At 39.7% G+C, this 19432-nt stretch carries 21 protein-coding genes and 1 pseudogene; 2 read left to right on the top strand and 20 right to left on the bottom strand.

From position 1 onward, the window contains the following. Window positions 1-160: 160 nt before the first annotated feature. The 10 genes and pseudogenes from R2R35_RS10660 to dtd form a co-directional block, all read right to left on the bottom strand. Window positions 161-679 (bottom strand): DUF3990 domain-containing protein, encoded by a 519-nt coding sequence (locus tag R2R35_RS10660; protein WP_317734499.1) that lies wholly within the window; start codon window positions 677-679, stop codon window positions 161-163. Then, a complete protein-coding gene (locus R2R35_RS10665) occupies window positions 669-890 on the bottom strand; it encodes a DUF3791 domain-containing protein (RefSeq protein WP_317734500.1) in 222 nt (73 codons plus the stop codon). Before R2R35_RS10665 ends, R2R35_RS10660 begins: the two co-directional genes overlap by 11 nt. A gap of 35 nt (window positions 891-925) precedes the next feature. Further along, window positions 926-1051, bottom strand: a pseudogene (locus tag R2R35_RS10670) (sporulation transcriptional regulator SpoIIID); the annotation flags it as partial. Between the two features lie 149 nt (window positions 1052-1200). Continuing rightward, the gene (locus R2R35_RS10675) at window positions 1201-1686 is read right to left on the bottom strand and encodes a ferritin-like domain-containing protein (RefSeq protein ID WP_317734501.1); all 486 of its coding nucleotides are present in this window, start codon (window positions 1684-1686) and stop codon (window positions 1201-1203) included. A 28-nt stretch (window positions 1687-1714) separates the two neighbouring features. Next, a complete protein-coding gene (locus R2R35_RS10680; RefSeq protein ID WP_317734502.1) occupies window positions 1715-2098 on the bottom strand; it encodes a NusG domain II-containing protein in 384 nt (127 codons plus the stop codon). 111 nt (window positions 2099-2209) lie between these two features. Then, complete coding sequence (gene spoIIID, locus R2R35_RS10685; protein ID WP_317734503.1) at window positions 2210-2476, bottom strand: sporulation transcriptional regulator SpoIIID; 267 nt, start codon at window positions 2474-2476, stop codon at window positions 2210-2212. Between the two features lie 70 nt (window positions 2477-2546). Then, window positions 2547-3020, bottom strand: coding sequence for an acyl-CoA thioesterase (locus R2R35_RS10690; RefSeq protein WP_317734504.1), 474 nt, complete (start codon window positions 3018-3020; stop codon window positions 2547-2549). 171 nt (window positions 3021-3191) lie between these two features. Then, complete coding sequence (cysK, locus tag R2R35_RS10695) at window positions 3192-4124, bottom strand: cysteine synthase A (RefSeq protein ID WP_317734505.1); 933 nt, start codon at window positions 4122-4124, stop codon at window positions 3192-3194. A gap of 292 nt (window positions 4125-4416) precedes the next feature. Then, on the bottom strand, window positions 4417-5142 hold the full coding sequence (locus tag R2R35_RS10700) for a hypothetical protein (protein ID WP_317734507.1): 726 nt from the start codon (window positions 5140-5142) through the stop codon (window positions 4417-4419). A gap of 184 nt (window positions 5143-5326) precedes the next feature. Beyond that, window positions 5327-5779 (bottom strand): D-aminoacyl-tRNA deacylase, encoded by a 453-nt coding sequence (gene dtd, locus R2R35_RS10705; RefSeq protein WP_317734508.1) that lies wholly within the window; start codon window positions 5777-5779, stop codon window positions 5327-5329. A gap of 291 nt (window positions 5780-6070) precedes the next feature. Between dtd and R2R35_RS10710 the strand changes: the two genes are divergently transcribed. After that, window positions 6071-6742, top strand: coding sequence for a phosphatase PAP2 family protein (locus R2R35_RS10710; protein ID WP_317734509.1), 672 nt, complete (start codon window positions 6071-6073; stop codon window positions 6740-6742). Window positions 6743-6808: 66 nt separating this feature from the next. Here the strand turns inward: R2R35_RS10710 and R2R35_RS10715 are convergent, their stop codons facing one another. The 4 genes from R2R35_RS10715 to R2R35_RS10730 form a co-directional block, all read right to left on the bottom strand. Beyond that, window positions 6809-7825 carry a glycosyltransferase family 2 protein gene (locus R2R35_RS10715; RefSeq protein WP_317734510.1) on the bottom strand — a complete coding sequence of 339 codons (1017 nt, stop codon included), beginning with the start codon at window positions 7823-7825 and terminating at the stop codon, window positions 6809-6811. 141 nt (window positions 7826-7966) lie between these two features. Further along, the gene (locus R2R35_RS10720; RefSeq protein ID WP_317734511.1) at window positions 7967-10495 is read right to left on the bottom strand and encodes a hypothetical protein; all 2529 of its coding nucleotides are present in this window, start codon (window positions 10493-10495) and stop codon (window positions 7967-7969) included. Next, window positions 10489-11703 (bottom strand): class I SAM-dependent methyltransferase, encoded by a 1215-nt coding sequence (locus R2R35_RS10725; RefSeq protein WP_317734512.1) that lies wholly within the window; start codon window positions 11701-11703, stop codon window positions 10489-10491. The genes R2R35_RS10720 and R2R35_RS10725 overlap by 7 nt, the downstream gene beginning before the upstream one ends. Before the next feature lie 703 nt (window positions 11704-12406). After that, on the bottom strand, window positions 12407-13009 hold the full coding sequence (locus R2R35_RS10730; RefSeq protein ID WP_317734513.1) for a hypothetical protein: 603 nt from the start codon (window positions 13007-13009) through the stop codon (window positions 12407-12409). 19 nt (window positions 13010-13028) lie between these two features. On the opposite strand from R2R35_RS10730, the gene R2R35_RS10735 reads away from it, so the two are divergent. After that, window positions 13029-13532 (top strand): hypothetical protein, encoded by a 504-nt coding sequence (locus tag R2R35_RS10735; RefSeq protein ID WP_317734515.1) that lies wholly within the window; start codon window positions 13029-13031, stop codon window positions 13530-13532. A gap of 68 nt (window positions 13533-13600) precedes the next feature. Here the strand turns inward: R2R35_RS10735 and R2R35_RS10740 are convergent, their stop codons facing one another. The 6 genes from R2R35_RS10740 to R2R35_RS10765 all read right to left on the bottom strand — a co-directional run bounded on the left by R2R35_RS10740 (window position 13601) and on the right by R2R35_RS10765 (window position 19234). Beyond that, window positions 13601-14410 carry a YwmB family TATA-box binding protein gene (locus tag R2R35_RS10740; protein WP_317734517.1) on the bottom strand — a complete coding sequence of 270 codons (810 nt, stop codon included), beginning with the start codon at window positions 14408-14410 and terminating at the stop codon, window positions 13601-13603. Between the two features lie 91 nt (window positions 14411-14501). After that, window positions 14502-14930 carry a ribose 5-phosphate isomerase B gene (gene rpiB / locus R2R35_RS10745; RefSeq protein ID WP_317734518.1) on the bottom strand — a complete coding sequence of 143 codons (429 nt, stop codon included), beginning with the start codon at window positions 14928-14930 and terminating at the stop codon, window positions 14502-14504. Next, window positions 14927-15385: a low molecular weight protein arginine phosphatase gene (locus R2R35_RS10750; RefSeq protein WP_033164447.1), complete on the bottom strand. Its 459-nt coding sequence runs from the start codon at window positions 15383-15385 to the stop codon at window positions 14927-14929. Before R2R35_RS10750 ends, rpiB begins: the two co-directional genes overlap by 4 nt. Window positions 15386-15432: 47 nt before the next feature. Next, window positions 15433-16488, bottom strand: a complete 1056-nt coding sequence (locus tag R2R35_RS10755; protein ID WP_317734519.1) for an L-threonylcarbamoyladenylate synthase — start codon at window positions 16486-16488, stop codon at window positions 15433-15435. A gap of 224 nt (window positions 16489-16712) precedes the next feature. Then, window positions 16713-17432 carry an N-acetylmuramoyl-L-alanine amidase gene (locus R2R35_RS10760; RefSeq protein WP_317734520.1) on the bottom strand — a complete coding sequence of 240 codons (720 nt, stop codon included), beginning with the start codon at window positions 17430-17432 and terminating at the stop codon, window positions 16713-16715. Between the two features lie 83 nt (window positions 17433-17515). Further along, window positions 17516-19234 carry a glycosyl hydrolase family 18 protein gene (locus R2R35_RS10765; RefSeq protein ID WP_317734521.1) on the bottom strand — a complete coding sequence of 573 codons (1719 nt, stop codon included), beginning with the start codon at window positions 19232-19234 and terminating at the stop codon, window positions 17516-17518. Between the last annotated feature and the right edge of the window lie 198 nt (window positions 19235-19432).

The following is a 19432-nucleotide window of genomic DNA, read 5'->3' on the forward strand; positions in this document are numbered from 1 at the left end:
TACCCCCTTGCATACCGCATCTGCTTAAAGATGTGGCACTGCCACAAATCAAGGCGTAAATAATTATAAATATTCACACTGACACCGTTAGCTACCGCAGGCCCTTTTGAGTTACTGCCATAATAGGAAGTGTGAATATGCCTGCTAATGGTGCTGTCTTTTATACTGCTTCCAACTCCGAGATTCTTAAAGGCGGTAGTTCTTTCCTTCCTGTATATTTTAGATATTCAAGTGCTTTGGCGGTATGCAGTGAGACCTGGTCATGGGCTTTATAAGGTCTCAGTCTGTCAAGAGCTGTTTCCTCAGAATATATTCCAGCTACATAAAGAGCTATTATTCTCATTATATTATCATCAGCTACCGGTCCGATTACTATATCATATGTATGCTGAATTCCGCCGTACAATCTGTTGCTCTTAATCATCTCAAGCCATTCTCTGGTAAGCCCCGGATACAGCTTAACAGAAAGCTCCTCTGTCACAGCCAGTTGAAACTCCATGACATACTTGCCTTCTCCTCCATACCGGATATACATATTTTCAGCCCAGCCTTCTGCCTGTTCCTTAAACGTCGTAGTGTAGAATCCTCTTCCAAAGTCCCTCTTATCCTTAGAATAGCTTAAATCCACCTTATCAAACACTGCGTTGGTACCATGGTATAAAATAAAATCATTTTTCATTCTGCCTTCTCCTTAAAATGTCCTCCACAAAGTATATGCTTTCTTCCAGACTTTGTGTATGCAGAAGCTTGTACTGCGTACGCAAAAGCTCCAATATGCCATTGTGCCGGAAGAGCAGAAAGACTTCCCAGGGTTTCATATTGTGATTCCAGGCATATCCTTCTATCGCCTCAACCACCATAAGGTTCTTATCATTTTCCGAATCCTCCAATGAATTCCCTCCTTTCATGTTACTTCGTTCACTTTTGTAACGGCTTTATGTACAGTTGATTTTGAAATGCCAAACTGTTTCGCTGTCTGCCTCACGGTCGCATTGTTGTCGATTATGTAGTTGGCTATTTCTACTGCACGTTCTTCTATATAGCCTTTCAAAAGGATATCCCCCTATTGTACTTGTTTCTATATTGTATGCAGGGTAATTACAAATTATATCATTATCCTTCTATGCAAATAAGGCAAATAAAGAAAACCCCGGAACTCTTCACTGCAATAGCAAGCATAAGTCCCAGGGCTATCATTATTTAGTAATCTTCTCGTACTCCAAACTCAGCGGATTCTACCCACTCCTCCGGTCTTGTAGTAAGCTTAACAAGTTCCTCTAAGAGGATACAATGGATATCTTCCTGCTTTATCAGGTATTCGTAAGTAGTCTTTTCTTCTTTCGATTCCGCTTTATCCCTTAAGGAAGTATAGAACTTAAGGCTTTTATGCTCCATCTCCAGGGCCATACGATATGAATCCAATTGACTCGGTAATTCCGTAAAATCACTTTCAAAATCTTTCAGGTGGCGGAACAGCTTTTCTGCTTCCTTTAGAATATTGCTTTCACTGACGGGAAGGGTTAACAAATCCGCCTTACTCATTAATATCTCTGCATGTTTATCTTCTTCCATGGCAAGCATGTTAAATACAACCTGTAAACTGTTATTCGCATTCTTTTTTGCCTGCTCCCTGTAGTATTTTCCCAGATCTAATTCCAGGGATAAGGCAAGTTCTAAAGTATCCATATTCAGCACTCCTTTTCATCCTATGTTTTTAGTTTGTAGAACCATCTACCTCCGAAGCGGTATTTCCTTCTATCTTAACTACTACCTTATGGGGAAGGCAGATGATACTTTCGCCTGTTTTACTGATTTTTCTTGAATCCACACATATTTTATCCGGGCAGTCAGCATCCGTCATATCTGCAAAACCGTCTTTAATAACCAGATGGTTCGTACCGCCATTGATACCGGGTATATCTACTTCTATGTCTTTGTTCAGCGGGTATTCATGATAGATAACTCCGTCTATGGTGACTACAACGGTATCCCCATTTTTTTGCGTCAAATAGAAAACCAGAAAACCCGCAATTGCCACCACCAGTACAATGGCAATTAGGATAATATCTTTTTTCTTCAACTGTATGCTTTTCTCCAAAATGTAACTCCTTAAGCTTTAATCATTTGCAGCTTATATCCTTTGCTTATATGGCTGTCTGTTATTATTATACCCTCTAAGGGCTGATGATGCAAGAAAGGAAAATGTAGCTTATACTCCAACACTGCTTAAAGTCTTTCTATACTTCTTTCTTGTAGCCAGTCCACCTCTTATGTGCCGTTCTGCTTTGTTAAACATCAGAATTTCATTGACCGCATTATAAAGCTGTCCGTTAATTCCCGGCAGTCTGTCCTGCAGATCCTTATGTACAGTTGATTTGCTAATGCCGTAACGGTTGGCAGTCTCTCTTACAGTTGCTTTGTTTTCAATAGTATAATTGGCTAGCTCAATAATTCTCTCTTCCATATACGGATGCATATCAGGGCCCCCAAGCTTGTTTTTTCTAATATATGCCTGTTTGTCCCCTTATATGCCAGTATATAATCCGCTAAAAACCTTCTATCCTGCGTTGCTTGCGAAGCTCATTCCTTTTCAGCGCGCCTTCCCATTCAGCTTTTTGTGCCTCTGTCTCAACCTTAAGCTTTGGTACTTTAACCGGCCTTCCTTCGCTGTCTATGGCAACATAAACCAGATATGCTCTGTTAATTGGTTTTCTTAATCCGGATAGTTCCTCTACGTAGGTATCTACCCTAACTTCCATAGAGGTATTTCCTGCATAAGTTATTCTTCCCAAAAGTACGATTGTGTTATTTATATAAGCTCCCGCCTTAAATTGCAGATTATCGATAGCTGCCGTTGTAATATGGGATTCTGCATGTCTTTTGGCAGTAACGCCGCCAACAATATCAATCCACTCCAAAAGCTGTCCGCCAAAGAGCCTTCCACTGCCATTAATATGACCTGGCATCAACAGATGAACCTGCTCCGTAATTGATTCCGCCACTGTTTTTTCATCTTTCATGTATAATTCCTTCCTACTCACTGATCTTACTTATTCCTATTCTTATTTTGCGCTACACCCTTCCCTCTTGTCAAGGGGCGGCAACATTTGCCGCAGTCTAAGCTGCGGCAGGACAAAAAACCGGACCTTATGAAAAGGTCCGGCGGTTAGGGAAGATTATATAAAATGAAATTATTCAGCAAATAATGGAGTGGACAGATATCTTTCACCTGTATCAGGAAGCAATACCACGATAGTCTTGCCTTCATTCTCAGGACGTTTAGCAACCTGTGTTGCAGCCCAAGCTGCAGCGCCGGAAGAAATACCTACTAAGAGACCTTCTGTTTTAGCAATGAGCTTACCGGTAGCAAATGCTGCCTCGTTATCTACAGTGATGATCTCATCATAAATTTCAGTATTTAAGATTTTAGGTACGAAACCTGCTCCGATACCCTGAATCTTATGAGGTCCGGGGGTACCCTTTGATAAGACAGGAGATGCACTGGGCTCAACTGCAATGATCTTAACATCGGGATTCTTGCTCTTTAAATATTCACCAACGCCTGTAATCGTTCCGCCGGTACCGATACCTGCAACGAAAATATCAACCTTTCCATCTGTGTCTTCCCAGATCTCAGGTCCTGTAGTATTTCTGTGAACCTCAGGATTAGCACTGTTAACGAACTGTCCGGGGATAAAGGAATCAGGAGTCTCTTTGGCAAGCTCTTCTGCTTTGGCGATTGCTCCATTCATACCCTTAGCACCTTCTGTTAATACGAGTTCAGCACCATATGCTTTTAAAAGGTTTCTTCTTTCAACGGACATTGTTTCGGGCATTGTAAGAACAATCTTATAACCTCTGGCTGCCGCTACGGAAGCTAAACCAATTCCAGTATTACCACTGGTAGGCTCTATGATTGTTGCACCAGGCTTTAATAGTCCCTTCGCTTCTGCATCATCTATCATAGCTTTTGCGATTCTGTCCTTCACACTGCCGGCGGGATTAAAGTATTCGAGCTTTCCGATCAATTTCGCCTTAACTTCATTGGTCTCACTAAACTTAGTCAGTTCCAGAAGAGGAGTTTTTCCGATTAAATCTGTAAGGTTCTTTGCTATCTTTGCCATAACTTATTCTCCTTTTTATATTTATATATTAAATTATATTTTGCATTTGCTAACTATCTATAATCTACCACAGGTATTTCTATTTGTCAATAATTAATTTATAATTTCATATATGATTACTATGAATTATTTGTGACTGTTATTTTGAAAATAACACGAATTATTTAAGCCCATAAAAAAAACTGCTATCAGCAGCCCTTATTATCTGTTATTCATTTGTATATTACTTTACTTCCTAGGTTATTCCTATATTTTATCTACCCTCAAGTTAGTATATCAGGTTTCGTTATTTCTAGTCGGTGCATAGGTTAATACGGGTTATGAGTGTGAGTCTTAATTTTATGCAAGAGGTATCCTTATTCCTCTTTTCTCCCTTTAACACCAGGGGAATATCCATCTCATAGTTTGCTTTAAGTTCAAGGGTACTTATACCATTATCAGATTCCACCAATTTTCTTAATTCTTCCGGCAGGCTGCTTCTGTTAATTTGAGAGGAATAAAAGTCAGTGTCTCTCGCTGTATCATTTTTTAGACTCATTTGCACCTGCAAACTGTTATTCCATTGTCTGATCGTATAGAAGTCTGCCTTTATGCCCTGCAGAATAGTTGGAAGTAGCTCTCTCAGCTTTTCGGGCTGCGACAGTTCCGTGTTGCCTATGCCATAGACTTTTCCGCCTGTATCCAACCTCCAGTATACAGGGTCTCCAGAAAGTGTAAATTCCGCCTGATACCCTTTGATCGTTTGGGATTGTTTTTCATTACCAGTTTGCGTGTCCACTAACCTGAAATCTACCGTTAGAAATTGGCCGTCAAGTTCATTGAACTCTAATTCATCCGTTCCTTCAATGGTAAGAACGTTGCCTTCCTGCCGTACAAAGGCTGAAACCTGCCTGTCCACTGTTCGAATAACCGCTTCTTCCTGGTCCTGTGCAAAGGTATAAGACAATACATTAACTGTATTCGTCTTGCCTAAGGCTGAGCCACTTAAGGTAAAAGCGTTAAAAGACAGGATTAGCAAAGAAAGGAAGACAATCTTTCTGTTATGCTTTCTTAAAATAATTACCGCTCCTCCTTCTGTTTAATTGTTATGAATACCAGTATTTTCCATCATTTAACAATTAAATTATAGCGGAGAGGGAGAGGCATTACAAGTTAAATACAGAAAATCGTTCGACTGCTCTTCTTATATAAAACGAAAAGTGCTAATATCCCAACATTTCTTTCTCTAATACTACAGTAAACGGCCCATCCCCCAGCAATTCAACTTTCATATCTGCTCCAAAGATACCGGCTTCCACCTTTCCGTATTTCTCCTTGCAGGCTGTCAGAAAGTATTGGTACAGTTCCTCTGCTTCCTTTGGCGCCGCCGCCTGCAGAAAATTAGGCCGGTTTCCTTTCTTACAGTCAGCATACAAGGTAAATTGTGATATTGCAAGAATCTCTCCCTCTATATCACTTACGGAAAGATTTGTTTTACCTTGTTCATCTTCGAATATGCGCAGTTTTAATATTTTGTCCAGATATTTGTCTACTGTTTCCCTGGTATCTTCTCCGCCTATTCCTATAAGCAGAACCAGACCTTTCTGAATGCTACCTGTAATCCTGCCTTCTACAGTAACAGATGCCTGTTTTACTCTTTGAATTACAATTTTCATTTGTTTAAACTCCTCTAATGTACTCATACTATATAAGGTTAAATTTTAGTCTTATTATCTTCTGAGTTTATTTAGTAATAGATAGATTAATTTTGTATTGCAGGAAAGACTTTACTTTATTTTAGCTATCAAAGCAGCGATCCATGTCCCTGCTATCGGATAATTTATAAGTACAGCTTTCTTACGTTTTCCTTAACAAAACTAAATTATCCTTGAACATTGTTGTTATCTTGTCCTTGCTATGCTATAATTCCAATGAATAACAGAATGAATAAAACGGAGGCCTTGCTATTGAAAACATTAATTCATAAATACAGGCACGCATGGGTTCTATCCTATTTTGTCATATATATGGTGTGGTTTTATTATCTGGAAAAAACGGTTACAAAGAATTATTATTCTATTCATATTAAATTAGATGATTTGATTCCTTTTAATGAATGGTTTGTCATTCCTTATATGCTCTGGTTCCTGTATATCTTTTTAACAGTAGTATATTTTTTCTTTGCTTCAAGGGATGAGTTTTACAGAGTAACTGCTTTTCTATTCATCGGTATGACAATATGCCTGATAATTTACACTATATGGCCGAACGGTCAGGATTTAAGACCCAATCTGGATGCACTTGGAAGAGATAATATCTTTATCCGTATTGTAAGAAGACTTTACTCAACGGATACTTCCACCAATGTATGCCCCAGCATTCACGTTTTTAACTCTATTGGCGCTGCTATTGCCATTTGTAAGAGTGAATCCTTAAAGAAGAAACCATGGTTAACCTACGGTTCTATTATCTTAACCATACTTATCAGCCTTTCCACTGTATTTCTGAAACAGCACTCTGCTTTTGATGTGATAATGGGTGTACTCCTTGCTTTTGTAATGTATTTGGTGGTTTATGTATGGATGGCTGCCAGACAGACAGATAAAGCGAAAGAGAAGAAACTTTACGCTGAAATTTAATATTCTTATATAAGTTAGCGGATACCTTTACCGCTACTTGTATAAAACTTTTAAAAATCTATGGGTTTATGAAAACCCATAGATTTTTCTTGATATTCTGTATCCCAATTCTACAATTTTTCTCCCGGCTTTTCCTGGCAGGGTCATGGACCTGCCAAGTACCTTATTGTGAATTCTGTTATACAGTCTTTTATTATTCTTCTCTAAATAGTCCCATAGTTCTTTTTTCTTCTCAAGACTCTCCGGTGTATTCTCCTTAATCAGAAAGACTGAGGAAATCGCCATCATCATAGTCAGGTATTTAATCATATAATTCTTCAGCTTGCGATTCTTTATGGTCGTAATATCCTTATAATCAATCATTATTTTGGTAATACGAATCTGCTGATCGATACGTTTAATCATATTCTTTTCATTAACCGACTGGTCGTCCCGCCCTATAAAATAGCGGTAAAGATTCACATCCAGATAATACAAGGTCTTTACATAGGGGAGGGGCTGGTAAACAAATATATTATCCACATAAAAGGTATGACTTGGCAGCTTTAATCCACAATCCTTTAATAATTTGGTTCTATAGATTGCAGCATGCATGATAATTTGCTGACTCTGCTTAAAGAACATAATATCATTCCAGGTGAATACCCTGTCCTGAGGCAGGGCCGTTTTATAATCCATTACTTTATGCTTATTAATACTTGGTTTTTCATAAACATAATTGGCTATAAACAAATCTACCATCTTACCGTCGGATACCAAATTCCTTAAGGTGGTAAGAACTTTGGCAAATGCCGCTTCATTTACCCAGTCATCACTGTCTACGACTTTAAAATATAAACCGGTAGCTGTCAGAAGCCCTGTATTTACTGCTTCTCCATGACCTCCATTTTCCTGGCGGATGGCTTTCACAATATCCGGATAACGTTTTTCATATTTCGCGGCAATGGCAGAGGTATTATCCGTAGAACCGTCATCAACGATAATAATTTCCACCTCATCCTTCCCTGTTAAGAGTGTTTTAATGGCATGCTCCATATATGCTGCTGAATTGTAACAAGGAATTGCTACACTTAGTAACTTCATTCTAACCTCTTTTCTGTATATCCGCTTTCAAATCGGATAGCCTTTTTCCCTAGCTGAAATTTATACTTTAACCCAACCCCATCCATTACACATTCATTCAGAATGTCTGCCTTTTTTATAGATTGCTCTATAATTAGGAATTTAACCGATAGTTTCATCAAAATAGGTATAAAACATATTTCCTGCTTTTTCAAACATCTCGTCTGCATCTTTTAAGCCAATTTTCATGGTTCTGCCTAAAGAAGGATCGATAACTGTGATATTATACATATCAAACCCTACGATTAAAACTGCTTCTTTTTTGCTTTTCATGGCTATTACCGGCTGATTTTTATTAACATAATACAGTGCTTGTTCTAAGTTGGCTCCGGATATGTTAAGATAAGATTCTCCCAGCTTTTCCTTAAGCATGGAGACCAGGGAATCAGCTGACGGAGATGAATCGTCGTATCCCTTCTTAAAGCTGCTTAACATTTCAACACATGATCTCTTACTGTCCTGTCCGCTATAAATCGGTGTCACACCAGATATATTAACCATAGATCTCCTAATTATTCTTTCCCATATTATCTGCTGTTTGCTATTCATTACTGTACCGATAACATTAAATGCATTCTCGATTGCTTCTCCGGCACTTTCACCAGAGGCAACGGCTTCCCCCTTCGCATACACCGTATAGGCAGGTAATTCAAAGATGGAATCCTTCAGTCTTAAGGTTGTATCTTCCGTTATTATGGTGTTCTTCGTCTTAACGAGCAGCGGCAGTTTCTCCATTGAGAATCCACTGGGAAGCGATATATAGTACTCCGTAAGCATTTTTTCCGTTACGCGTTCTGTTATATGGAAGACTTTTTGGTTTTCTGTCACACTATTTAAGATAAAATCATCGTCAGCTTCTTCGTACTCCCCGTCCCCACCTTTAACCGCTCTCTTTAACGTAATAATATTTCCTTCAGCATATGCTCCGGTTATAAAATACCCATCCTTTTGATAACTCTTTAGTATTTTCTTATTTTTGTCCGTTATCTCGATTTCATACAGCAAAGTTAAAAGTGTACCATCAGGTGCCGTCATGTATGCATTGTTTTTTCCATATCCATAGATTATATTATCATCAATTTTACCAAGAAGATTAATGATCTCATTTTTTGAGGCTTTTAGGCTGTCCTTTACACCGGATTCCAGGTCAAGGAGATAGATTTCCGTTACCTTACTTTTATCTGTTGTATTCTCCCAGGCGATGTAATGATTGTCTGCATCAACAATATAGCTGTCTTTCTTTACGTCCTCTGCTAAAACAGACAGATTATCCGTTATCAGATTATAGGAATAAATCCGGCTGTTCAAGATAAAATAGAATACTTCATTGGAATTCACATAACTGAATCCATCCAGTTCTTCCTTCAATAACTGATAGGTTATATTCATCGGAATATAAAGCAGCTCTTCTATTCTGTTATCACCACTGTAATAACGGTAAAATACCATCCCCACATAACCTTCGTAGGCTCCTCTGTTCATATAACCATAGACCATAAAATCGATATTGCCGTCATCATCCATTTTCAGTATCTGAACATTATGCTCATTGTAGATATCCCTTATATAATCCGTTTCCTCCTGGCGGAAAGAAAATACTCTGGTCATCTTATTTTCTGAAAGATTGTAATACCAGAGTTCACCCTGTCTTACAAATGCCAGCTTTTTATTCTCACCGGCAGTAACAAAATCAACATCTGTATCCCCCGTTACGCCAAGCTTAAACTCACTCTTTGTAAGGCTGGTAAGGTTTAAGTCAAAGTAAGCCTCCATGGTCCTGTCATAATTCAACAGATACATTCTGGTACTGGTATAACGAACCCGGTAAAACTCTTTTACCCGGTAATATTCCTCACCGGACTCCGTTTCTGCTTTGACGGTATAGTTAAGGCTAACGGATGCCGTATCTGTATTTATCTCATTTATGGTAGGTATAATCTCTCCTGCTACCTGGGGCTTTAGCTTCCCAAAGGTAATCAAATCCAGGTTGGAATGTATATCCACATATGCCAAAGAGGTATTATCGGCACTGCTCTGAGGCTCCAGATAAGCAGTTATTCCATCCGTTTTCCTGGTAATAATGGAATTATGAAAATCCATGATAAAATCAAGTTTTTCTTTGCTATAAGAGTTTTCTATCTTTTTTACCCTGGTATAGTAATTCATTTTTCTGCTCTTACTGGTTACAAGGGTCAGTTTCACCGCATATTCCTTCTCCTGTGTAAGACCTGCCTTGAACTTAAGGTGGGCAATTTTTTTATCCCCTTCTTTTTCAAGAGCATTAATCGTATCTGTATCCAATAAGCTGTTATCCTTAATACTCCTTAGTTCGTAGATAACACGCTTTACATCATTTTCTTTTCCGTCTATAACGATATCAAGACTCTGGGTCGTATCAACAGGTGTTATGGATTCCCTTACAAGATTAGCTTCCAGATTATTGCTGTATCCATGGAGCAGATTTATTTCTACATCATTCTGCCGGATGGTAATTATGGGTAATGACACTTTCCCCATACTGATAGTTCCCTGCGCCTCATTTACTTCCTGTGAAATATCTCTGGAGAAATAATAGAAGGCACCGGCAAATATAAATAATAATATTATGACCCGATATACGTGCTTTAACATTCCTTCACTTCCTTACTGGCCTTAAGCGGCAGATAATCCTTAAGCAGTTCATACAATGCAGGTTGTACTTCCAGAAAAGATTTTAAACCCTCATATTCCTCGAATCTTTCTTTTATCTTATTGTCAGATTTCTTTCCGTTTCTTTTTACCCCTCTTATGAGGATATTCTTAGGTGTATGTTCCATATCAATAAACTCAAGCACCTGGGTTTTATATCCTGCTATTTCCAGCAATTCTGCACGGAGTCCGTCTGTTGCCAGAGCAGCCATTCTCTCCTTGAGCAAGCCATATTTTAATATGGGGTTCAGGATATCGTTTTTAAGCTGTTTATTCAATTCATGCTGGCAACAGGGCACAGATAATATAACCTCTGCTCCCCAGCGAACAGCTTTGGCGAGTGCATAGTCAGTTGCTGTATCACAGGCATGAAGGGTAACTACCATGTCAACCTGGCTGACTCCTTCATAGTCAGCTATGTCTCCTACCAGAAAGTTAAGCCTGTCATAGCCATACTTTCGGGCGAGCTCATTGCAATGTTCTATGACCTCTTTCTTAAGGTCCAAACCGATAATTTTTACGGCATATCCTTTGACTACCTTCAGGTAATAGTACATAGCAAAGGTAAGATAAGACTTGCCGCAGCCAAAATCCAGAACCGTCAGTTCCCTGTCCTGCTTTAAAGCCGGCAGAATATCTTCTATGAATTCCAAAAATCGATTTATTTGTTTGAATTTATCATACTTTCCCCTAACGACCTTACCCTCATTTGTTATGACCCCAAGGTCGTACAGAAAAGGCACAAAAGTTCCTTCGGGTATGATATAAGTCTTTTCTCTGTTATGAGAAATATTTTTAAGCAGAGGTTTATTTTCACTGGACTGTTGTAACTTCTTTATCTTCAGTGTTTCTTTCCCCTTGCTGCTTACCAGCATGGTTATCTCATTTTTAGCATTTCTTAGCAGTAACTGTTTCAGGACCTTCCCCATATAGAGGTCTATAAGATCTGGTAACTCCTGCAACTCGATATTTTTATGGAATACCTGATTATTTCTATATTCACAGACCTGATACAGCTCTTTGCCTTTAAGCCTTACAGGTCTTACGGTTATTTTACTAATTTCACTGCCTTTCACCGGATTACTGATTATAATATCTTTCAAATCTATATTTAAATTCTCCCTGATAAGAGATAAATGTTTCTCTTCCATTGTAATACTGACCTTTCTATTTTAGGATGTGCTTTTCAAATCTATACAATTATCATACACACTCCAGATAGTTACTGGATACATTTTATCATAACGTGCAAAATATTCCTACTACATTATTCAATTTTGGCATTGGTCACCTGTCCAAAAATGAAATATGTATTTTTTTAAAGGAATGGTGAACGGCACAGCTTTCGCTGCATATATTAGTTATAAAATGATATAGCAGATCGAAGGAGGATCGAATGAAATATTCTCGTTCAGAATATTCACCTTCTAACAATCCTTACGGAAAGTCCGGTATTCCCAATTACACCACTTCTCCGGTAGATAATACCGATAAAGGCAATCCCGGTTTCATTAATTCTGTATACTCGGACCTTTTAGGTACTAAGCAGAGCAACACTTTAAGTTATACGGGGATTTCCCCTGACTATGGAAAAAAAGTCAATTACATGCAGGATCCCCTTACCACTCCCACCGTACCCACGTCCCCTGCTGTTCCAGGTGCGCCTACCATGCCAATGGCTCCTACAATGCCGGGAAGACCTATGACTCCTCAGCCTGGGACTACCTCTCCGGTGCCTCCGGCCACCATTCCTATTATGCCTCAGCGACCACTTACCCCTGGTCCGGCACCCTCAGCCACAATGCCAGGTACCGGCAGTCCCATGACCCCCGGAACAAGACCTGGTCTTTTAACTCAGCCTGCCATTCCCATATCCCCCACCAGGCCCACAGCACCATTTATGCCAGGCGCAACAACCCCTTCTGCCACACCAACCGTACCAGGAACGACGACACCGCCGCCTTTTCCATCTGCTCCCGGTATTTCCACAATCCCTGGTATGAATGTTACACCTATAAGACCTACTCTTCCACTTCCAACTACCCCCCTCACAACACCTGGAATCAACACGTTACCGGTCATGCCTACAACACCAGCAATTCCTGGTGCTATTACAACCCCAGGTATGAGTACTTTACCACTTAGACCAGCTATGCCCTTTATGCCTACTGCTCCTGCCAGGCCAACTGCTCCTGCTGTTCCCGGAACACCAGGTTCCAATCCCGCAAGACCAACTATGCCGGCTGCTCCAAGTACCATTCCCTCTTCGCCAGCTATGCCAGGGTTTACTTCACCTATAATGCCTGGTGCTCCTTTTACTCCTACGACACCCCAGCCAGCTCTGCCCACGCTGCCTTCCTTACCTAATATACCTACCGCTCCCACACCTACCGCTCCGGGTAACCGGCTTCCAGCCCAGCCGCCAAATACTTTTCCCGGAACACTAATTCCTTCCACGCCAGAGGTTCCAGGTTATTTGCCAAGAATGCAGAATTATTCTGAATATGCCAGTAAACACAGTTCGGAATATGATTTTGACTATAACCAGGGATATGGAGCAAATAATATCTATATGACCGATGTATCTCCTTATCATGTACCTCTTGCAGTACCCATGATGCCTTTATACGGTTATGATAATTGTGAAGATGCTTCAAAAGACTTTGGTTACATGAAACATTTATATCCGGAGAAGGCAAAGAAAATGATGGTATTAATCGAAGAAGAGTGTGATAAGCTGGAATATGACGGCAGTTGTATGTTCGACGAATACCCTGACAGAGTATACCTTGGCAAACTCGTGGATAAGATTTATAACAATCTGAATTCCGTGAAGGAATCCAGTCTGGCTGATAACTCCTCCTATGACAATTCCTCCTCCGGTTATGATAATTGGATGCGGGATATGACAGAAGTATTGCTTTACAATGAAATGTTAGAACGCCGCAAACGTTATAGAGGAAGAAAACGCTGGTTTTAAACTATGATATAAAAAACGCTGTCTCACTTCTGTTCCGCCGTGAAGCGGAGCAAGAAGTGAACAGCGGTTTAATACCCACCGTTGATTACCGGTGTTCCCAGGTAGACAATGGTTGAATCTGTATCTTCATCATATTGAATTGCAATATGAATATTAATCTTGGTTCCCATTGAGGTTACATATTCCTTTAACAGCCCGCTGTAGGCGTATACTGTATAAAGACTTTCCTCTCGGTAGGCATAGGCTTCTTTACCGCCCAGACTTCTAATCATGGCATCGGTTATCTGATTTCTGCTGTCCATGCTTAACTGTCCCTTATATTTACTGGAAAGCTGCATGGTTGTCTGAACATTTTCTGCTCCCAGTTCTTTTAAGGTATTCTCAAGTATCTTACGGTAAGAGAGCAGACTTTCTGTATTATCATATAATTTCAGGCGGATTAGAATATAATTATGATAATTCCCGGTTCCATCCGCATCCTGCTGCTTCAGAGTTACGATTTTTACAGAAGTATCCGCATTTTTTCCGGTTTTTTCAACGACGACTTCTGATTCCTCACCGTTCATGGTAACAGAAGGTGTCTGTTCTATCGTAAGACCGATATTCTCCGCAATATAATAGATATAAGCATTTTTCTCTTCTTCCGTTAAAATGCCTTTTCCACAGCTTGCATACATCTCAAGTTCATAGGAAGATACATTGGTGTTAGTACCCACAAATGCCTCCAACAGACTTACCTTTGGAATCAGCAGATGATTAACACCTATCTGGACAATCACTGCAATCCACAAGATCCCAACTATATATATCCAGGTCTTCTGTTTTCCGGTAAATAAAACCTTTTTCAGTTGTCTGTAAATACTTCCTGATGTATTCATATTAAGCCTCCACACTGGGTAAACGTTCTAAATTATATAAAAGTTATATAATATTCTTACCCATAATATGGAGATTATACGGATTGCTTCATTAATCTTCAATCAGATTGATTCTTCTTATATGTCTCTCATCCTGAGAGAAAGGAGTCTCAAGGAAGGTATCGACCACCTTTAATGCATGTCCGGGACCAATAACCCTTGCACCCATAGCAAGAATATTGGCATCATTATGAGATCTGGTGGCTTCCGCGCTAAAGCAGTCATGGCAGAGTGCCGCACGTATGCCTTTCACCTTATTGGCAGCTATGGATATACCTATTCCAGTTCCGCAAATCAGTATTCCAAGTTCACATTCCTTGCTTAATACAGCATCTGTTACTTTTCTGGCATACACCGGATAATCGCAGGATTCCTCTGTATAAGTACCGCAATCCTTATAAGCAATATTTTTTCCTTCAAGATGCTTTATAATCTCCTGCTTTAATTCAAAACCGCCATGGTCACAACCTAACGCTATCATGTGTTTTCCTCCTCGTTGAGTTTATATACTGTCTTTTTCACAAGCCTTGCAAGCTCTACATAGCAATCTTCATAATCGATAAGGGTTCCGCCGTAAGGATCTGTAACATCTCCGCTTTCACCCACGAACTCTTTAATAGTATATACGTTTCCGGTATCCTTAAAATCTTCCGTCACTATTTGCTTTTGCTTTTCAGTCATTGTCAGTATCAAGGTATTTTCATCAATGTCTGAGTTTTTGAGCGGCTTGGAAAAATGCCCCTCCAGTTCAAGATTATGATTTTTTAGCACAGTATCTGCCTTTGGGTTAAAGGGCTCAGAAAATAAAACCACGATTCCCCTGGAGGTTACCGTTATATCACTGTTTGTTTCCATACTGCGATAAATTGTCTCTGCCATGGGGCTTCTACAGGTATTTCCCGTGCAGACAAAAATAATCTTTTCATATCTTATCATTATTAACTCCCATCTGTGGGCAAGCCACAAAATGCTTTTTAATCTGTTTAAACTTTCTCTATATGATAACCAGCAGCTTTTAACAGACGATTCATAATAGCCTGTCCTAAATGATTATCATAAAAACTTTCGGAGTAGATATAATCTGCCTGTTCTCCGTCAAAATCTCTTAGTATCTTAAACAATCCGGCCGCAATGGTCTTCTCATCTTTTCTGGTTCCTATGGTTTTAATCAGGCCTTTCTCATAGCTTAAAAGGGTTTCATCTGTCGCTATAATCCCAACCCTATAGCCTTCCTTCAGCTTTTTCTCAGCTGCCTGGTTTATTGCCCTGACTACTGCTTTACTTTCACCTTCATAGATCGTAAGCTGCCCTCTGGGTGCATAATGCTTGTATTTCATACCCGGTGCTTTGGGCTTAAAGTCCTCGGATTCCGGTTTTTGAAGCAGTCCCTTATCATATTCTGCCTCTCCGGTAATTCCTATAATATCCTCCAGAGTTATATAACCAGGTCTTAAGATAATCGGTATATCTGCCGATACATCTACTATAGTGGATTCCAGTCCGATATCTGCACTGCCTCCATCCAGTATCATATCTATCCGTCCATCCATATCCTCAATCACATGTTTAGCAGTGGTAGGACTTGGTCTTCCGGACGCATTGGCACTGGGTGCTGCTATATATAGTCCTGCCTGCCGTATCAGTTCAAAAGCAATAGGATGAGCAGGCATCCTGATTGCCACGGTGTCCAACCCTCCTGTGGTAGTTAAAGGCACCAGGTTGCTCTTTTTAAATATTAAGGTCAGCGGACCGGGCCAAAATGCTTCTGCAAGCTTTCTGCCTAAGGTACAGTCCCCTGCTGTTAAAGCATCCAATGCTTTCATGGAACTTATATGAAGAATTAGAGGATTATCAGAAGGCCTTCCCTTGGCGGCATAAATTTTGCCGGAAGCTTCTTCATTTAATCCATCCGCTCCCAGTCCATATACCGTCTCAGTGGGAAAAGCCACTAATCCTCCCTGTTTTAATATTTCCGCCGCTTCTATTATTTTCTTATTATCAATGTTGTTACAGTCTAATTGAATAAATTTCGTTTTCATGTTGGTTTACCAAACCCAGGTTCTTGGGTAGCTTCTGTTATTTATTATAGTAGTATCTTTATACCATAGTGACAGGCCCTATCCTTGACGAAAATGCCCCGTCCTTTCTTGAGCTTCCTGTCGGGTCACAAGTCAGCATTTTATTTGGTATGAAATAAATTTCATACCAATAACAGGTACATTATAACACCATCCCTGAAAGAATACCATGTTTTCTTTGTACCTTATTTATTCATAGAATTCAGATAACGAAAGATTCCTAAGTGTATTGCCCAAGCCATCTTTTCCTGGTAGTCTTCTGTTAAAAGAATCGTAGCTTCCCCGGTATTGGATAAATAGCCGCATTCCACTATTACAATAGGGCATTCCGTCTTTCTTAACATATAATAAGAATCGTTGGATTTTGCTTCCCTTTTGTTGCCGTCCATGAGCGTGGCTTTCAGCTGATTTTGCATTACACCGGCAAATTGCTTACCCTCAGGGGATTTGGTGTAATAGAATACCTGTGCACCTTTTATCTCTTCACTGGTATAGCTGTTCTGATGGATGCTGACTGCTAATACAGCTTTGCTGTTATTAATAATATCCACACGATTTCTCATGTCTACTGCTTTTTTGTTATTGTCACTGTCTTTGTACAAGCCATCATCCGTGTCCCTTGTCATGATGACCCGAATATCATTCTGCTCCAATAAACTTTTCAGTCTCATGGCTACCGCTAAATTGATATCCTTTTCCAGAGCTCCGTTTATCCCAACTTTTCCTGGGTCTCTGCCACCATGTCCGGGGTCCAATATAATTGTTAACTGCCCGTCAGTGTTCTCCGTTTTCGAGTCCCTCTGCATAACTAGTACAGAAGGGTCATTTAAGGTGTATACTGCCAGGCAGACAAAACACAGGAACAGGAGGTGGAAGTAATTTTTGTAAAGCCTTCTTTTATTCACAATAAAATATCCAATCAGGTTGTTTTATTATATTGTATGAGCTAAATTCGAGCCCTATGAATCACTTTACAGGTTCCACTCCTTTAATTTATATATTTGACGATTACATTCCAGATACTGTCCTTTTCAAGTCCAAGCTTCCAGCCGGCAACTCCGGCTACGTCAGCACCTGAAATTGCTTTTAATTTAGCCTCGAGAGATTCCTCTTCCTCCAGCCACATTCTATTCAAAATACCATCCTTTTCAAACTCACCGTAATACTGTCCGGTTCCGTTATCCCATTCTGCTTTAACATTATTATCTTTTAAGAAATTCTCAGCCGCTCTCATTCCATATGCTTCTGAGGTTACCTTAACAGTTCCATCCTCCTGCTTTTCTTCTTTCCACAGTCTGGTATAGAAAGGAATACCCATTACAACTCTTTCCTTGGGAACGTATTTCGTAATTTCCTTTACTGCCTTTTCAACAAAGCTGATGGAAGACACCGAGCCACTTACCTCTGATCCGCTGTGATGCTCGTCATATGCCATTATGATTACATAATCTGCAATAACTCCCTGCTCCTCCCAGTTGTAATGGGAATTGTAACTGGCGGGCACATAGTTGTCAATGGACAGTACGATGCCATTACTGCGGCATTTAACGGAAAGTTCCCGTATGAACTGTATATAATCTTCTCCCGCTTCACCGGGTATGTTCTCAAAATCTATATTGATGCCATCTATACCATATTTTATGGTCTCTGCAACAAGTTCATTTACAAGTTTCTTTCGCTTAGAGGTATGGGAGAATACTTCTTTTTTGTCAACCTCTGTGCTAAAATCATCCACCAGGGCCCAGACCTGCAGTCCTAAATTATGAGCTCGTTCCACATAGCTTTCACTGGCAAGGGAGGTGATACCCCCATTGTTATCAGCCAGTTTAAACCAGGTAGGAGAAACACAATTAACTCCTTTGGTATTAGCCAGCAGATCCGTAAGGCTCTTATTTGCATCTTGATTTGTAACCTGATGCCAGACAAGGTTTACCTTGCCTTGAAGGGATATGTGAGAATATTCAGGGGGAGTGTAGCTACTCTCTAATGTACTATAATATGGTTTTACCATTTGCTTCGCTTTTACATAACCGATAATACCATCCTTTGATATTACCTTGTAGAACTTTCCTGCTGAAGCTTGGTCGGTATCCAGTAACAGCAGCTCATCTTCAGGGGTTACATCCTTTAAGATATCACTTTTGATATTTCCTTTATAACGTAACTGTGCTTCCTTCTTTGCTTTGGTAACCAGTAAGTCACCCCATTTATAATCAACGACTACTCTGGAGGGTTCCTTATAATATTTATAACGTATATCAGAATACTGCTTCACGAAATCTATGGCAACGTAAACGGTCTGTTCCTCCAGGATTACCGGCTGGTAATCGGTATCGATGGAACCGTTATTTTCATTATAATATTTATTTCCGATTTCTGCTCTGATAATCTCATTGGGTGTGGTATAACTTAAGATATTCTCATTCTCATCCCAATAAAATCTGTCATTGAAAATATTCTTCACGGTTTCAATATCAAGATATACCTGACCATCTTGTAGGATTCCCTTCTTCTCATAGATGGTATCCTGCAGGATTATCTGTACTTCATTCCCTTTAACGGGGTAGTAGTCTGTCAGTTCCATGTGCTCATCACTGGGAGTAAACTTTTTTACAACAGCAGTTATGATTAAGATCAGTAATATCAGCAGTGCTACAGAAAACCCTGCCACTGTCATATTCCTTTGTTTCCTCATATTAATAACCATGCCTTTCTCACAGCCTGCAAACTTTGGGCCACAGGCATATATTTGTATCCTCTTTACAGTGCGTTTCAACTGATACTATTATAGCATTGATTCTATTTACCGTCATTATGAAATTCGACTTTTTTCCAAAATCCTATTGTTTTTCCTGGAAATAAAGAGGGGGTATAGTCATTATTTGGTATTTTATCCCTTTTAAGA

The organism is Anaerocolumna sp. AGMB13020 (assembly GCF_033100115.1).
Lineage (GTDB): Bacteria > Bacillota > Clostridia > Lachnospirales > Lachnospiraceae > Anaerocolumna.

Bases quoted from the DNA above. Each gene is read 5' to 3' on its own strand.
- R2R35_RS10660 (WP_317734499.1), bottom strand. From the start codon at position 679: ATGAAAAATGATTTTATTTTATACCATGGTACCAACGCAGTGTTTGAT.
- R2R35_RS10675 (WP_317734501.1), bottom strand. From the start codon at position 1,686: ATGGATACTTTAGAACTTGCCTTATCCCTGGAATTAGATCTGGGAAAA.
- spoIIID (WP_317734503.1), bottom strand. From the start codon at position 2,476: ATGCATCCGTATATGGAAGAGAGAATTATTGAGCTAGCCAATTATACT.
- R2R35_RS10690 (WP_317734504.1), bottom strand. From the start codon at position 3,020: ATGAAAGATGAAAAAACAGTGGCGGAATCAATTACGGAGCAGGTTCAT.
- cysK (WP_317734505.1), bottom strand. From the start codon at position 4,124: ATGGCAAAGATAGCAAAGAACCTTACAGATTTAATCGGAAAAACTCCT.
- dtd (WP_317734508.1), bottom strand. From the start codon at position 5,779: ATGAAAATTGTAATTCAAAGAGTAAAACAGGCATCTGTTACTGTAGAA.
- R2R35_RS10715 (WP_317734510.1), bottom strand. From the start codon at position 7,825: ATGAAGTTACTAAGTGTAGCAATTCCTTGTTACAATTCAGCAGCATAT.
- R2R35_RS10720 (WP_317734511.1), bottom strand. From the start codon at position 10,495: ATGTTAAAGCACGTATATCGGGTCATAATATTATTATTTATATTTGCC.
- R2R35_RS10725 (WP_317734512.1), bottom strand. From the start codon at position 11,703: ATGGAAGAGAAACATTTATCTCTTATCAGGGAGAATTTAAATATAGAT.
- R2R35_RS10740 (WP_317734517.1), bottom strand. From the start codon at position 14,410: ATGAATACATCAGGAAGTATTTACAGACAACTGAAAAAGGTTTTATTT.
- rpiB (WP_317734518.1), bottom strand. From the start codon at position 14,930: ATGATAGCGTTAGGTTGTGACCATGGCGGTTTTGAATTAAAGCAGGAG.
- R2R35_RS10750 (WP_033164447.1), bottom strand. From the start codon at position 15,385: ATGATAAGATATGAAAAGATTATTTTTGTCTGCACGGGAAATACCTGT.
- R2R35_RS10755 (WP_317734519.1), bottom strand. From the start codon at position 16,488: ATGAAAACGAAATTTATTCAATTAGACTGTAACAACATTGATAATAAG.
- R2R35_RS10765 (WP_317734521.1), bottom strand. From the start codon at position 19,234: ATGGTTATTAATATGAGGAAACAAAGGAATATGACAGTGGCAGGGTTT.